This is a genomic window from Sphingobium estronivorans (assembly GCF_008692605.1).
Lineage (GTDB): Bacteria > Pseudomonadota > Alphaproteobacteria > Sphingomonadales > Sphingomonadaceae > Sphingobium > Sphingobium estronivorans.
The window spans coordinates 1-12092 of the sequence record NZ_LFCT01000012.1; the positions used below are offsets into that span (position 1 = coordinate 1).

The window sequence follows — 12092 nt, forward strand, 5'->3', positions numbered from 1 at the left end:
GTCCAAGAAGGCGAGGCCACCTCAGGTCGCCAACGACGTGCTGGATGGGATGCTGGCGTTTGAGGGCGTCAGTGATGACCTCATCATAAGCGTGGCGCATGCCGGCGAGCTTGAGTTCCGTCATCAAGCCGATGATCTCGTGGCGCTCCATCATCACGCTGCCCTCCGCACCGGCAGAAGGCGATCGTACCGGCCAGCATCGGCGACCGGCTCGATCTTGAGCTGTAGATGCTCGGGCGTGGCGATGCTGGGCTCCATCGGCGCCGATCGGGACCGGGCCAGGATGTTGAGCACGACATCGGCGCTCGTGACCCCCTGGGCCAACGCTTCGGCGGCGGCGGCTTCCAGCGCATCGAGGCCATCGACCATTGCCGCCGTCAGGATCTTCACCATCTGGCGATCGCCGTCGTCACTCCCCTTCAACTTGCCGCGCAAGCGCTCCAGCGCTGGCGGCAGCGCAAGCTGTTTGAACGGCGCCCCGTTCCTGAGCGCGCCCGGCTTCTTCGCGAGAACCGGCACATAGTGCCAGGGGTCGTAGGCCGTCTGTTCACGGCCGAAGCGCCGATCATGATCGGCGACAATATCGTCGCCCTGGCGGATGATGATGCGGTCGGCATAGGCGTGGACCTCGACCGGACGGCCGAGCGCGCGTGCCGCCACCGAGTATTTGTTGTAATCAAACCGCACGAGCAGCGTCTTGGAGACCGTGGCGGTGACAGCGTGGAAGCCGTCGAACGGGACGGTCGGCATGCGCATCAGCGTCGGCTTCTCGTCCTCGAACACGTCGGCGATGGTGCGGTCACGCAGCTCGGGATGTCGATGGGCGTTGGTATGTTCCAGACAACGGTCGAGAAGCCAGGCGTTCAACTCCTCGTAGCTGGCAAAGCGCAGCCGCGGCGTGAAGAAGCGCTCGCGCACCACGCCGACCTGGTTCTCAACCTGCCCCTTCTCCCATCCCGCCGCCGGCGTACACGCAACAGGTTCGACCAGGTAATGGTTGCACATCTGCAGGAACCGGCGGTTGAATTTGCGTTCCTTGCCCAGGAACACCGCATCCACCGCGGTGGTCATGTTGTCGTAAATCCCGCGCGTGCAGACGCCGCCGAAGAAGGCGAAGGCTCGGGCATGGGCGTCGAACACCATCTCCTGCGTCTCGCGCGGATAGGCGCGCACGAAGAACTTCCGACTATGGCACAGCCGGACATGCGCAACCTTCACGGTCGTCGTCGCGCCCGCCAGCACCACGACCTCGTGGCTCCAATCGAACTGGTAAGCCTCGCCCGGCTCGAAGCTCAGCGGCACGAACGCGGTCGCGGTCCGCCCCGCTTCCTCGCGCTGCCAGCAACGGGCATGGCGGCGAACCGCGTCGTAGCCGCCTTCATATCCCTGTGCCCGCAACGCCTCGAACAGCCGGATCAACGTCAGCCGTTCGCGCCGGGGCTTGCGCTCGTTCTCCGCCAGTAACCGCTCGAGCTCGGCAATGTGGCCGCCGAGCTTGGGCTTCGGCTGAACCACCCGATCGTAGCTGAACTTGCCGTCTTCAGCCTCGATAGCCTTCCTGACCGTCTTCCTCGAAACATGCAGCCGCCGGGCGATCTCCCGCACCGACTGCTTTTGCACGAAATACGCACGCCTGATCCGACCTATTGTCTCCACCGTCGTCATCCTCCGCCTCGTCGCCCGCCTCAATTAGCTGCGACAATAGATGACCCGGGGGTGGTCCCCGATTAGGCGCCGATCACCGAGTCAGGTGGGCACCATTTGCATGCCGAAACACACCGGATAGAAAGCGAGGCTGCGCAACGCGCTCCGTCGACCTATCTCTCGACGGTCGGATGACAGGCTGTCGGCATCACCGCAAGGCGGCCACGACCAGATTCGTGATCGATAGCCATACTTCTATAAATCACAAATCACGCAAATCATGATCTATAGAAATACCTGTATCGCTACCTCTTCTGCTTAATTTCGCTCGAACGGGTCATGCGGCGATTTCGGCTAGCGAATAACTTGTACTGCGTCCGCCAGCTTCGTCCTTCCGCAGGATGTCGCGCGCAACCAGATCATTGATGTCGCGTGAGGCAGTATCCTGTGAAGTCTTCATGATGACCGCCCATTTGGAGGAGGTGAGCTTTCCTTCGAAGCCATCGAGCAAGCGATTGAGCATCGTCTGCTGGCGGTGGTTCAGCTTTTCGCCGGCAAGCGCTTCCCAGAAGCGCGCCTTCCTGATGACGTTCTCCAAGACGACTTCCGCGCCGTCGAAAGCATGGTCGAGGCAAGCCAGAAACCAGCGCAGCCAGCCGGTGATGTCCATGTCGCCCTTCTGAGTCTTTTCCAGGATATCGTAATAGGCTTTGCGCTCAGTCCTGATTTGGGCCGACATGCTGTAAAAGCGTTGCGGACTGTTTTCCGACCGCGCCAGCGCCATGTCGGCAATGGCACGTGCAATGCGGCCGTTGCCGTCGTCGAACGGGTGGATGGTGACGAACCACAAATGCGCGATCGCGGCCTTCAACACGGGATCGATCGCCGGTCCATTCTCAAACCACTCGAGGAAGACGGCCATCTCGCCGTCGAGCCGGTCGAAGGTCGGCGCTTCGTAATGCACTTTTTCCCTACCGAAGGGACCGGAGATGACCTGCATCGGACCTGTTTCCTCGATGCGCCAAGTACCGACAACAATGCGGCTCATACCGCTGCGTCCAGTAGGGAACAGCGCAGCATGCCAGCCAAATAGGCGTTCAGCTGTCAGCGGCGCCGCGTAGTTCTGCGTGGCGTCGAGCATCATCTCAACAACGCCTTCGACGTGCCGGTCAGGTGTCTTGAGGCCAGCGGCATCCATACCGAGCCGCCGGGCGAGCGACGAGCGAACCTGCTCGCGGTCGAGCGTCTCGCCCTCGATGTCGCTCGACTTGGTGACTTCCTCGGTGAGCGTTTCTAACACCGCTTCAGCCCGCAGATGCAGCCCGAGTGCTTCCATCCGACCAATCAGCCGTCCCTGGTGACGGCTGACGGCGGCGAGCTGATCGACAAGCTCATCTTGTAGCCAGTGGAACTGGGGCCAGCCGTCCCGTTGGTAAATGTATGTCGCCATATTCTCCGCACCTAATGCGGATAATATGACATGCTTTTTCCGCACGTGAAAGATTTTATCTCCGCATTTTGCGCGGAGATAAAGAATGCCAATCTCCGCAGGATGGGGCTTTCATCAGGCTGTTCAGCAATCATCTGGCCGCTCTTGGTATCAAAGCAATTGGCTCTATCTCTTGGCCTCAAGGCTTGGGAGGTGTCCTTTTGGCCGATCATTTGGCCGATGTTTTGGCCGGTTTCAGGAAAAATATGTGGAGCCGGTCTTCGTTGCCTGCTCCACATTGCACGCCAGACCGCCGCTTCAGTCCAGCTTGTTGATTGCCGCTCGCATATGATCCACGCTGACACTGGAATAGCGCTGGACCATACGTAGCGATTTCCAGCCGCCCATGTTCATGATGGTGATGAGGTCGATCCCCGCCATCACGCAGTGCGACGCCCAATGATGGCGCCAGTCATGCACAGTGAAATCCTCTATTCCCGCGCGCTGGCAGGCGGTGGCGTGCTGGTTCTTGATCGGATTGCCGCCGGGGATCTTGGCCTGGCGCGTATCCTGATAAGGTTGGCCGAACCGGTTGAGGAAGACATGCCCCTTTGTCGGCTGCCCCCGCTTCTCCCAGATCGGACGTAGCACGTCCATGACGCGAGGGTGCATCGGCACGGATCGGATGACGGCATTCTTGCTGTGGTTGAGCCGGATCGACGCTTCGTGCATGTCGACGCCCTCGACGCCCCAGGGGATTTGCAGTGCCGTTTGGATGCGCGGGCCGTGGAAAGCAAGCATGGTGATGATCGGCTGTATGTGCGGCGCATAGGCGGCCATCAGCCGGTCGCGGTCCTCCCTGCTGAGGAAGCGGACCCGTTCATTGTTGAACGGGATCGCCTTGATCCGCAGGGGAGGAAGGTCATGCAGGTCATGATGGACGTTGATGGCGGCCTGGAACACGGCGCGATAGCGGTCCTGGCCAGCCGGGTCATGGCCGGTGAGATAGGCGCGGCGAAAATGCTCCCAGGCCTGCTTGGGCTCGCGCAGGCTGAAGTCTCCGATCAGGCCGTTGAGCTTGCCGATGCGCAGGACGTCGGACGGGCAGGGGGGCTTCGCCTTTGACAGATAGCTGTCGAAGGCCTGAGCGATGGTTCCTTGAGCGACGAGGGCTGCCGGACCGAACATCAACTGGTGTCGCAGCTTCGTTTCATGTTCAGCCATCAGATGGGCCGCAGCGTCGCGGTCGCTCGTTCCTGTGCTGAACTCTTTGACGATGATCTTCTTCTCGCCGAGTCCGACTGAGCCTCGGATGTAGTAGATGCCGTGTTTCCCACGGGTACGGATGGAGAGCATCTTAGTTTCCTTTGCATTTGATCGCGCGCCTATGCCGGGCGGATTTTTTTCGCATGCATGACGAGGACGCGTCCTGTTTCATGAAGTTCTGGCGCATTGTGCTGCCCAGAGTTTCGCTGGAGAGGACGGGGTGCGTCCGTGAGGGGACGGCGGCGCGCGAGCCTGGATTGAGCCGAAGTTGTTTCGCTTCGCGCCGGCGCATGGGCTGCCAGTGACAATGCCCGGTCGGCCCAGCTTCGGCGGCATCTGCGAAGCTGTACTGTCGGCCTTGTTCGCCACCGCCGAAGGGGCATCGCCTACCTCCGCCTGAAGGGGTTTCAGCAGCGTGTGCGACTCGGGAATTGGCTGCGATGGCCCGGCATTCGCATGCCCAGAATTTGCCAAAAGAGGGGGGTGATTTGCCCAAAATTTGCCGAAAATGCCGGGGTAGGGGGCCGCCCCGCTACCCGCTCCGGGCAAACAAAAACCCCGCAAAACCGTTGGTTTTACGGGGTTTTCGATGGTGGGCGTGGCAAGGATTGAACTTGCGACCCCTGCGATGTCAACACAGTGCTCTACCACTGAGCTACACGCCCACTGTGGAGGCGGCCAATAGCGGGGGGTGGCAGGGAGCGCAAGCGGGAAATTCACCTTTTTGCTATTCTTCTGGACAGGCGGCTGGCAGCCCATATGCTGCGGAGCGAAAAGGGGACGCCGGAATCCATGTTGCCATCGACACTGCCGTCCGATCAGGCTCCCGCGCGTCCGCCGATCTACCGCCAGCTCTATGTTCAGGTGTTGATCGCCATCGCGCTGGGCGTGGCGATCGGGCACTTCTTCCCGGAAGCGGGCGTGGCGTTGCAGCCGTTGGGCGAAGCGTTCATCAAGCTGGTCAAGATGATCATCGCGCCGGTCATCTTCCTGACCATCGTTACCGGTGTGGCGGGGATGAAGGAACTGGGCGCCATCGGCCGCGTGGCGGCGAAGGCCTTTGCCTATTTCCTGACCTTTTCCACCCTGGCGCTGGTTCTGGGCCTGATCGTCGCCAATGCCGTCCATCCGGGCGCGGGGCTGAACATCGATCCCGCGACGCTGGATGCGGGCAAGGTCGTCCAATATCAGCAGCAGGCGCATGAGAGCAGCCTGACCGGCTTCCTGATGGACATCATTCCCGGCACGCTGATCTCCGCCGTGGCGGATGGGCATAATATCCTTCAGGTGCTGTTCGTCGCGATCCTGTTCGGCATCGCGCTGACCATGATCGGGGAAAAGGCGGAGCCGCTGATGGCGGTGCTCGAATCGGCCAGCCATGCAATTTTCAAGCTGGTGTCGCTGCTGATGAAGGCCGCGCCGGTCGGGGCCTTCGGCGCGATGGCATTCACCATCGGCCAATATGGGCTGGGAACGTTGGCCAATCTGGCGGAACTGGTCGCGACCTTCTATCTTACCTCGCTGCTGTTCGTGCTGGTCGTGCTGGGCGCTGTGGCCTGGGTGGTAGGCTTCAACATCCTGCATCTGATCCGCTATCTGAAGGCGGAATTGCTGCTGGTCCTGGGCACCTCGTCCTCGGAGGCGGCCTTGCCGAGCCTGATCGAGAAGATGGAGCGCGCGGGATGCCGCAAATCAGTGGTCGGGCTGGTCGTGCCGACCGGCTACAGCTTCAACCTGGACGGCACCAATATCTATATGACGCTGGCGGCGCTGTTCATCGCGCAGGCGACCAATGTGCATCTGAGCCTGGAGCAGCAATTGCTGCTGCTGCTGGTCGCGATGCTGTCGAGCAAGGGGGCGGCGGGCGTGACCGGGGCGGGTTTCATCACTCTGGCGGCGACGCTGTCCATCGTGCCGACCGTGCCGGTGGCGGGCATGGCGCTGATCCTGGGCGTCGACCGTTTCATGAGCGAATGCCGCAGCCTTACCAATTTCGTCGGCAATGCGGTGGCGACCATCGTCGTGTCCGCCTGGGAAAAAGGGCTGGACCGCGAGCGGCTGGCGGCCGCCATGGCGGGCAGGCCGTTGCCGCCCTTGCCGGACATGGAGGAGGTGGTCAGTTGAGGCCGGTCAGGCTCTCGCTGCCGAACATCCGCTCGACCTCCAGCACCAGTTCGCGCAGGTGGAAGGGCTTGGACAGAACCTTTGCCTGCGGCACCGCCTTGCCGGCCTTCAGCGTGACGGCGGCAAAGCCGGTGATGAACATGATCCGCATGTCGGGCGCCACGGCGGCGGCATGCTGGGCCAGTTCGATGCCGTCCATTTCCGGCATGACGATATCGGTCAGCAGCAGGTCGAAACGATCGCTTTCGATATGCGGCACCGCCTGTGCCCCGGTGGCGACGGCCACGACCTCATAGCCGGACCGTTCCAGGGCGCGGGCCAGATAGGCGCGCATGCTGTCATCATCTTCGGCTAGCAATATTCGAACCATTGCCCTGCTTGTCTCGCCCCAGGCCCGTTACGGCCGACCCCATGATTGCCGCCCTTCGCGGATGGCATGTGGGGTCCTTATATGCGACAAGCGTAAATATTATCCAGCCGAGTAACCATTTTTGGACGGCGGCGTGTGAAAGGGCCTGGTTTGAATTTCAGCGCGCCATCCATTCCGGTCGAATCCTGCGCCGCTTACGATCTTTTCGGGCCGGAAACGCCGACCGGTCCGGTCGTCATTTCGGTGCCCCATGCCGGGCGCGATTATGACGAGTCCCTGCTGGCCGAGGCGCGGGTCCGGCCCGAGATGCTTTGGCGGCTGGAGGACCGCTGGGCCGATCTGCTGGCCCATCCGCTGATCGAGCGCGGCCATAGCGTGCTGATCGCGCGGGCGCCGCGGGCGATGATCGATCTCAACCGTCATGAGCGAGAGCTCGATCCCGGCATGGTAACAGGCCTGCCGCGCGACGCGGCCCTGCATAGCAGCGCGAAGCTGCGCGGCGGGCTGGGGCTGATCCCGCGGCGTTTGCCCGGTGCGCATGAATTGTGGTTGCGTCCGCTGGGCTGGGGCGAGGTGCAGCGGCGGATCGAGCGTGTCCATCGGCCCTATCATGCCGTGCTGGCGCGGACGATGCGGGCGGCGCGGGATATGCATGGCCATGCGATCCTGATCGACCTGCATTCCATGCCGCCCTTGCCGCCGCCGGCCGCGGGACAGGCTCCGCCGGGGTTGGTGCTCGGCGACCGATTCGGGCGCAGCGCATCGGCCCGGCTGATGACGCTGGCGGCGGATGTCGCGGCATCCCATGGCGTGGTCGCGGCGCAGAACCACCCCTATGCCGGCGGCCATATGATCGAGCGGCATGGCCGGCCGGACCATGGCCTTTATGCCCTGCAACTGGAGTTTGACCGCAGCCTCTATCTCGACGCCGCGCTGGAGCATCCGGGGGAGGGGCTGGATCGGATGCGGCGGGTCGTGGCGGCGGTCGTCGATGCGCTGGCGCAGGAATTGCCGCGCTCGGGCTATGCGCTGGCGGCGGAATAGCGCAGCCCTTCCACAGCCCGCACGTTCATGGCGTCTTTCCGCTATGCCAAAGAAAAGGCGATTATGCACTTTACAAACCCACTTTAAAAGGTAGTAATGACGGCAAGGAGTTAAGCCGTCATGTCCGTTCTTTCGCAGCCCCATTTCCACGACGAAGCCAAGGCTTTCGAGTATCTGGAAAGCGTCATTTGGGCGGACGGCGTGACCTGCCCGCACTGTGGCGTCGTTGGCGGTCGCGTCTATGACCTGTCGAACGTTCGCGGCTCCAAGAGCGTAAAGAACCCGGAAGGCGCGATCCGCCACGGCCTCAAGAAATGCGGTGAGTGCCGCAAGCAGTTCACGGTCAAGGTCGGCACCGTGTTCGAGCATGCCCGCATGCCGCTCTACAAGATGCTTCAAGCCGTTCACCTGATCGTTTCGAGCAAGAAGGGCATCAGCGCCCACCAGCTTAGCCGCGTTCTGGAAGTCCAGTATAAGAGCGCGTGGTTTCTGGCCCACCGTATCCGCGAAGCCATGCGTTCGGGCGACCTTGCCCCTTTCGGCGGTAACGGCGGCATCGTTGAAGTGGACGAAACTTTCATCGGCAAGTTGAAGGGCGTTGAGAAGAAGCGCGCTTTCCACCACAAGATGAAGGTTCTGGCGCTGGTGGATCGTGAAACCGGCAAGGCCCGCACGATGGTCATTGATGACGTGAAGGCTGAAACCCTGATGCCGATCGTTCTGGAGAACGTCGCTCGCGAAACGCGCATCATGACCGACGAACATAGCGGCTATCGTTCGATCAAGGATCATTTCATCAGCCATGGCACCACCAGCCATGGCAAGGGCCAGTATGTCGATCTTGCCGACCGCACCATTCACAGCAACACCGTGGAAGGCTATTTCTCGATCTTCAAGCGCGGCATGAAGGGCGTGTATCAGCATTGCGGCGAGCAGCACCTACACCGCTATCTGGCTGAATTTGAGTTCCGCTATAACAACCGCGTTGCCAATGGCGTGAACGACCGCCAGCGCGCCGTGGAAGGCCTCAAGGGCATAGTCGGTAAGCGACTGACCTATACAGCATCTAACTTCGCAGTCGCCTGATAATCGGGCTGGAGGCCGGGTCAGGTCTCGCTGGCGCACGAAGCCGCATAGGTGCGGAAAGTCGAAGAAAATTAGCTGATTCACAAGCCTTGGTTGCCATGCTAGCCTAGCTTGGGAGTGAATAATGACTACCGAACGCGTCACGGTCACTGTGGAATCCAATATCGGAGAGGATGGCCCTCTCACGGTGATGGACACGCTTGACCAGTTCAAGGACGCGTTTGAATTGCTCACCGCAGCCGTGGCGCAAGAGGCTGGCGGGGAAAAAATCAAATGGCGACTAGAGCGGCTTTCTAAAAATTCCCCTGCGACGGTGACGGCTGTGGCTTATTCCCCCGATCCTGAGGTGATCGTTGCGCCACTTGTTTATCGGGGCAAGCAGAGGTTTGCGCGGGACCTTAGCGCGCTACGCGATGGTGAGGTAGCTCCTTGGCTCAAAAGCAAATCGGTGGTCGCTAAATCGCTACTCAAGCGCAATCTGAACGGTATCGGGCGCACCGCATTTGGGTTTGATGATGACGCCCCGATGGCAGTTTTGGTTGAAAAGACTGCGCGGGCCAGTTTGCAAGCCATAGAACGGGCGGAGGCTAGCGCCGAAGCGGAAGACCGCAGCCGATCTGAATGGGGAAGCCTTGACGCGCATGTAGCCCGCACTGACACGTATCACGGAAGGCCTGCAATCTACATCAAGGTAAGATTGTCTGGTAAGATCATTCCTTGCATATTGTCCGACGAACTAGCCAGCAAGGAGGGGCCAACGCACAGTTGGACTGATGCTTGGTCTGGAAAGCGTGTGCGCGTCAAAGGGCGGATATACTACGACAAGGGCGGAGAAGTTAGCCGCATTAGCGCAGTCAACCTTGAGGACATTTTGCCAAAACGAGTGGATTTGAAAGCCTTAAGGTCATTTGATCTTCTTGAAGGGAAAAATCCTACCGAACATCTAGATGATCTGTGGGGGCATTCTGATGACTGATCGCAAGAAGGTCTATTGGGATGCTTGCGCGTGGCTCGGCCTCCTGAACGGTGAAGATGGGAAAGCGGCAGACTTAGAGCTTGTTTGGCGGAAGGCTGAACATGGCGAATTAGAAATATGGGCAAGCGCCTTCTGTATTGCAGAGGTATATAAGGCCAAATGCGAAGACAAGAAGGTCGGCCTGCTACCAGAATATGACGCCGCAATTAACAATATGTTTGAGCAGGATTTTGTTCAGGTCGTCCAAGTTGATCTGGACATTGCAAAGTTAGCGAAATCCCTGCTGCGGTCCGAGCAAAAATTAAAGAAACCGAGCGATGCGATTCACTTGGCTACAGCAATACACTGGAACGTCGATCAGATGCACACCTACGATGGAAGCGACCTGCTCGGCCTTGTGGTGAATCGGGCCGATGGTAGTCTTTTGGAAATCTGCAAGCCGAGCATGATCGACGGCGAAAATCTGTTCAATCGAGAAGGCCAGGCATGACGCAGAAGGACAAAAGTCAACTCGACAAGTTCAAGGAAGCCGCCCGCGAGCTAGAGGCGGATGACGACGAACAGCACTTCAAGGAGAGGCTGGCGAAGGTCGTGAAGCACAGGCCGGTTGAGGAGAAGCCAGAGTGACCATCCCTCCGCTTCGCGACGAAGAAGTGGCGGACTTTGTGCTGACCTTGACCTCGACAGAGCGCAGGATACTAGGTAATTTCGTGGATAAACGCGGGCGGCTATATCGGGTAATCGCTGAAAAGGCGGGAGTATCCTACGCTGAAGCCCAGTCATTCGGAATGAAACTGCAAAAAGCGCGACTAGCGCACATATCTGTCATCCCTTTCGATGGATGCAGATTATTTCTCAATCACCGAGGCGAACAAGTGAAGCACGCCGCTGAACTCCTCGAAGGCCTTCAAAAGCAACGTGCAGCGGAGTAGGTTTGTAATCTACATAATCGCCAAAGAAAAAGGGCGACACCCGAAGGTGCCGCCCTGATTTTCTCCGGTCGAAACCGGGAAGCATGGTCCCGCTTGCGCGGGACCCAACCCGAACTTACTTGAGTTCGACGGTCGCGCCGGCTTCTTCCAGCTGCTTCTTGATCTTTTCGGCTTCGTCCTTGCTGACGCCTTCCTTGACGGCCTTCGGCGCGCCTTCGACGAGCGCCTTGGCTTCGGTCAGGCCCAGGCCGGTGATGCCGCGGACTTCCTTGATGACGTTGATCTTCTTGCCACCGTCGCCGGTCAGGATCACGTCGAATTCGGTCTGCTCTTCAGCAGCGGCAGCGGCCGGGGCGCCAGCGGCGGGGCCAGCGACAGCGACAGCAGCGGCGGCCGAAACGCCCCACTTTTCTTCCAGGGCCTTCGACAGCTCAGCGGCTTCGAGGACGGTCAGGGCCGACAGCTGGTCGACCAGAGCATTGATATCTGCCATGTTAAATCATTCCCTAAAAATTGCGTTGAAAACGTACTTTCGGAAAAAGCGTGACCCTTAGGCCGCGTTCTTTTCCGCATAGGCGTTGAAGACCCGTGCGAGCTGGGCAGCCGGTGCCTGGGTGACGGTCGCGAGCTTGGTCGCGGGTGCAACGAGCAGCCCAACGATCTTCGCACGCAGTTCATCCAGCGACGGCATCGAGGCGAGCGCCTTGACGCCCTCCGCGTTCAGCATCACATCGCCCATCGCGCCGCCAACGATCTCAAGCTTGTCGTTGGTCTTGGCGAAATCGACCGCAACCTTGGCGGCTGCGACCGGATCGGCCGAGGAGGCGAGGCCAACCGGGCCGGTCAGCAGGTCGCTGATGCCGGTGTAGCTGGTGCCTTCAAGGGCGATCTTGGCGAGGCGGTTCTTCGTAACCTTGTAGGTGCCACCGGCTTCGCGCATCTTCTGACGCAATTGGGTCGACTGGGCGACCGTCATGCCGAGGTTGCGGGTCACGACGACCACGCCGACCTCTGCCAGATGTGCGTTCAGCGCGGAAACGACCTCAGCTTTCTGATTACGATCCATGCCATTCTCCACTTCATGTCCGTCCGGAAAATCCGAACGAACGGCAAAAACCCGCGACGAATCGCGGGGCATTGAGTCCGAAGGGGAGAGATCGACTGGCCCGCATCCACATGGGAACAGGCAGACCCGGGCAGGCATAAAGCCCGGCCGGTAAA

Annotated in this window: 13 protein-coding genes and 1 tRNA gene; 7 read left to right on the plus strand and 7 right to left on the minus strand. The window is 60.3% G+C overall.

Annotated elements, in window-relative coordinates:
* Window positions 1-153: 153 nt before the first annotated feature.
* The 4 genes from istA to F7P65_RS09815 all read right to left on the minus strand — a co-directional run bounded on the left by istA (window position 154) and on the right by F7P65_RS09815 (window position 5004).
* Window positions 154-1665 carry an IS21 family transposase gene (gene istA, locus F7P65_RS09800; protein ID WP_150291568.1) on the minus strand — a complete coding sequence of 504 codons (1512 nt, stop codon included), beginning with the start codon at window positions 1663-1665 and terminating at the stop codon, window positions 154-156.
* Between the two features lie 316 nt (window positions 1666-1981).
* Window positions 1982-3094, minus strand: a complete 1113-nt coding sequence (locus F7P65_RS09805) for a Fic family protein (protein WP_150291569.1) — start codon at window positions 3092-3094, stop codon at window positions 1982-1984.
* A 297-nt stretch (window positions 3095-3391) separates the two neighbouring features.
* Window positions 3392-4429: a tyrosine-type recombinase/integrase gene (locus F7P65_RS09810; RefSeq protein ID WP_150291570.1), complete on the minus strand. Its 1038-nt coding sequence runs from the start codon at window positions 4427-4429 to the stop codon at window positions 3392-3394.
* A gap of 500 nt (window positions 4430-4929) precedes the next feature.
* Window positions 4930-5004, minus strand: a tRNA-Val gene (locus F7P65_RS09815).
* A 127-nt stretch (window positions 5005-5131) separates the two neighbouring features.
* On the opposite strand from F7P65_RS09815, the gene F7P65_RS09820 reads away from it, so the two are divergent.
* A complete protein-coding gene (locus F7P65_RS09820; protein WP_150291571.1) occupies window positions 5132-6463 on the plus strand; it encodes a dicarboxylate/amino acid:cation symporter in 1332 nt (443 codons plus the stop codon).
* Here the strand turns inward: F7P65_RS09820 and cpdR are convergent.
* Window positions 6456-6833: a cell cycle two-component system response regulator CpdR gene (cpdR, locus tag F7P65_RS09825; RefSeq protein ID WP_150291572.1), complete on the minus strand. Its 378-nt coding sequence runs from the start codon at window positions 6831-6833 to the stop codon at window positions 6456-6458. The genes F7P65_RS09820 and cpdR overlap by 8 nt on opposite strands.
* Before the next feature lie 150 nt (window positions 6834-6983).
* Here cpdR and F7P65_RS09830 point away from each other — a divergent pair, with 150 nt between their 5' ends.
* The 6 genes from F7P65_RS09830 to F7P65_RS09850 all read left to right on the plus strand — a co-directional run bounded on the left by F7P65_RS09830 (window position 6984) and on the right by F7P65_RS09850 (window position 10871).
* A complete protein-coding gene (locus tag F7P65_RS09830) occupies window positions 6984-7877 on the plus strand; it encodes an N-formylglutamate amidohydrolase (protein WP_150291573.1) in 894 nt (297 codons plus the stop codon).
* Window positions 7878-7997: 120 nt separating this feature from the next.
* Window positions 7998-8963: an IS1595 family transposase gene (locus F7P65_RS09835; protein ID WP_150291574.1), complete on the plus strand. Its 966-nt coding sequence runs from the start codon at window positions 7998-8000 to the stop codon at window positions 8961-8963.
* A 124-nt stretch (window positions 8964-9087) separates the two neighbouring features.
* Complete coding sequence (locus tag F7P65_RS09840; RefSeq protein ID WP_150291575.1) at window positions 9088-9939, plus strand: hypothetical protein; 852 nt, start codon at window positions 9088-9090, stop codon at window positions 9937-9939.
* Complete coding sequence (locus F7P65_RS09845) at window positions 9932-10429, plus strand: type II toxin-antitoxin system VapC family toxin (protein WP_162854590.1); 498 nt, start codon at window positions 9932-9934, stop codon at window positions 10427-10429. Before F7P65_RS09840 ends, F7P65_RS09845 begins: the two co-directional genes overlap by 8 nt.
* Window positions 10426-10566 (plus strand): hypothetical protein, encoded by a 141-nt coding sequence (locus F7P65_RS21995; protein WP_162854591.1) that lies wholly within the window; start codon window positions 10426-10428, stop codon window positions 10564-10566. Before F7P65_RS09845 ends, F7P65_RS21995 begins: the two co-directional genes overlap by 4 nt.
* Window positions 10563-10871 carry a hypothetical protein gene (locus F7P65_RS09850; protein WP_150291577.1) on the plus strand — a complete coding sequence of 103 codons (309 nt, stop codon included), beginning with the start codon at window positions 10563-10565 and terminating at the stop codon, window positions 10869-10871. Before F7P65_RS21995 ends, F7P65_RS09850 begins: the two co-directional genes overlap by 4 nt.
* A 115-nt stretch (window positions 10872-10986) precedes the next feature.
* On the opposite strand, the gene rplL is transcribed toward F7P65_RS09850, so the two are convergent.
* Window positions 10987-11364, minus strand: a complete 378-nt coding sequence (rplL, locus tag F7P65_RS09855; RefSeq protein WP_150291578.1) for a 50S ribosomal protein L7/L12 — start codon at window positions 11362-11364, stop codon at window positions 10987-10989.
* A gap of 57 nt (window positions 11365-11421) precedes the next feature.
* Window positions 11422-11937: a 50S ribosomal protein L10 gene (gene rplJ / locus F7P65_RS09860; RefSeq protein ID WP_150291579.1), complete on the minus strand. Its 516-nt coding sequence runs from the start codon at window positions 11935-11937 to the stop codon at window positions 11422-11424.
* Window positions 11938-12092: the final 155 nt, after the last annotated feature.

Excerpts from the sequence above, each read along its gene's own strand:
- istA (WP_150291568.1), bottom strand. The coding sequence starts at position 1,665 with ATGACGACGGTGGAGACAATAGGTCGGATCAGGCGTGCGTATTTCGTG.
- F7P65_RS09805 (WP_150291569.1), bottom strand. The coding sequence starts at position 3,094 with ATGGCGACATACATTTACCAACGGGACGGCTGGCCCCAGTTCCACTGG.
- F7P65_RS09810 (WP_150291570.1), bottom strand. The coding sequence starts at position 4,429 with ATGCTCTCCATCCGTACCCGTGGGAAACACGGCATCTACTACATCCGA.
- F7P65_RS09820 (WP_150291571.1), top strand. The coding sequence starts at position 5,132 with ATGTTGCCATCGACACTGCCGTCCGATCAGGCTCCCGCGCGTCCGCCG.
- cpdR (WP_150291572.1), bottom strand. The coding sequence starts at position 6,833 with ATGGTTCGAATATTGCTAGCCGAAGATGATGACAGCATGCGCGCCTAT.
- F7P65_RS09835 (WP_150291574.1), top strand. The coding sequence starts at position 7,998 with ATGTCCGTTCTTTCGCAGCCCCATTTCCACGACGAAGCCAAGGCTTTC.
- F7P65_RS09840 (WP_150291575.1), top strand. The coding sequence starts at position 9,088 with ATGACTACCGAACGCGTCACGGTCACTGTGGAATCCAATATCGGAGAG.
- F7P65_RS09845 (WP_162854590.1), top strand. The coding sequence starts at position 9,932 with ATGACTGATCGCAAGAAGGTCTATTGGGATGCTTGCGCGTGGCTCGGC.
- F7P65_RS21995 (WP_162854591.1), top strand. The coding sequence starts at position 10,426 with ATGACGCAGAAGGACAAAAGTCAACTCGACAAGTTCAAGGAAGCCGCC.
- rplL (WP_150291578.1), bottom strand. The coding sequence starts at position 11,364 with ATGGCAGATATCAATGCTCTGGTCGACCAGCTGTCGGCCCTGACCGTC.
- rplJ (WP_150291579.1), bottom strand. The coding sequence starts at position 11,937 with ATGGATCGTAATCAGAAAGCTGAGGTCGTTTCCGCGCTGAACGCACAT.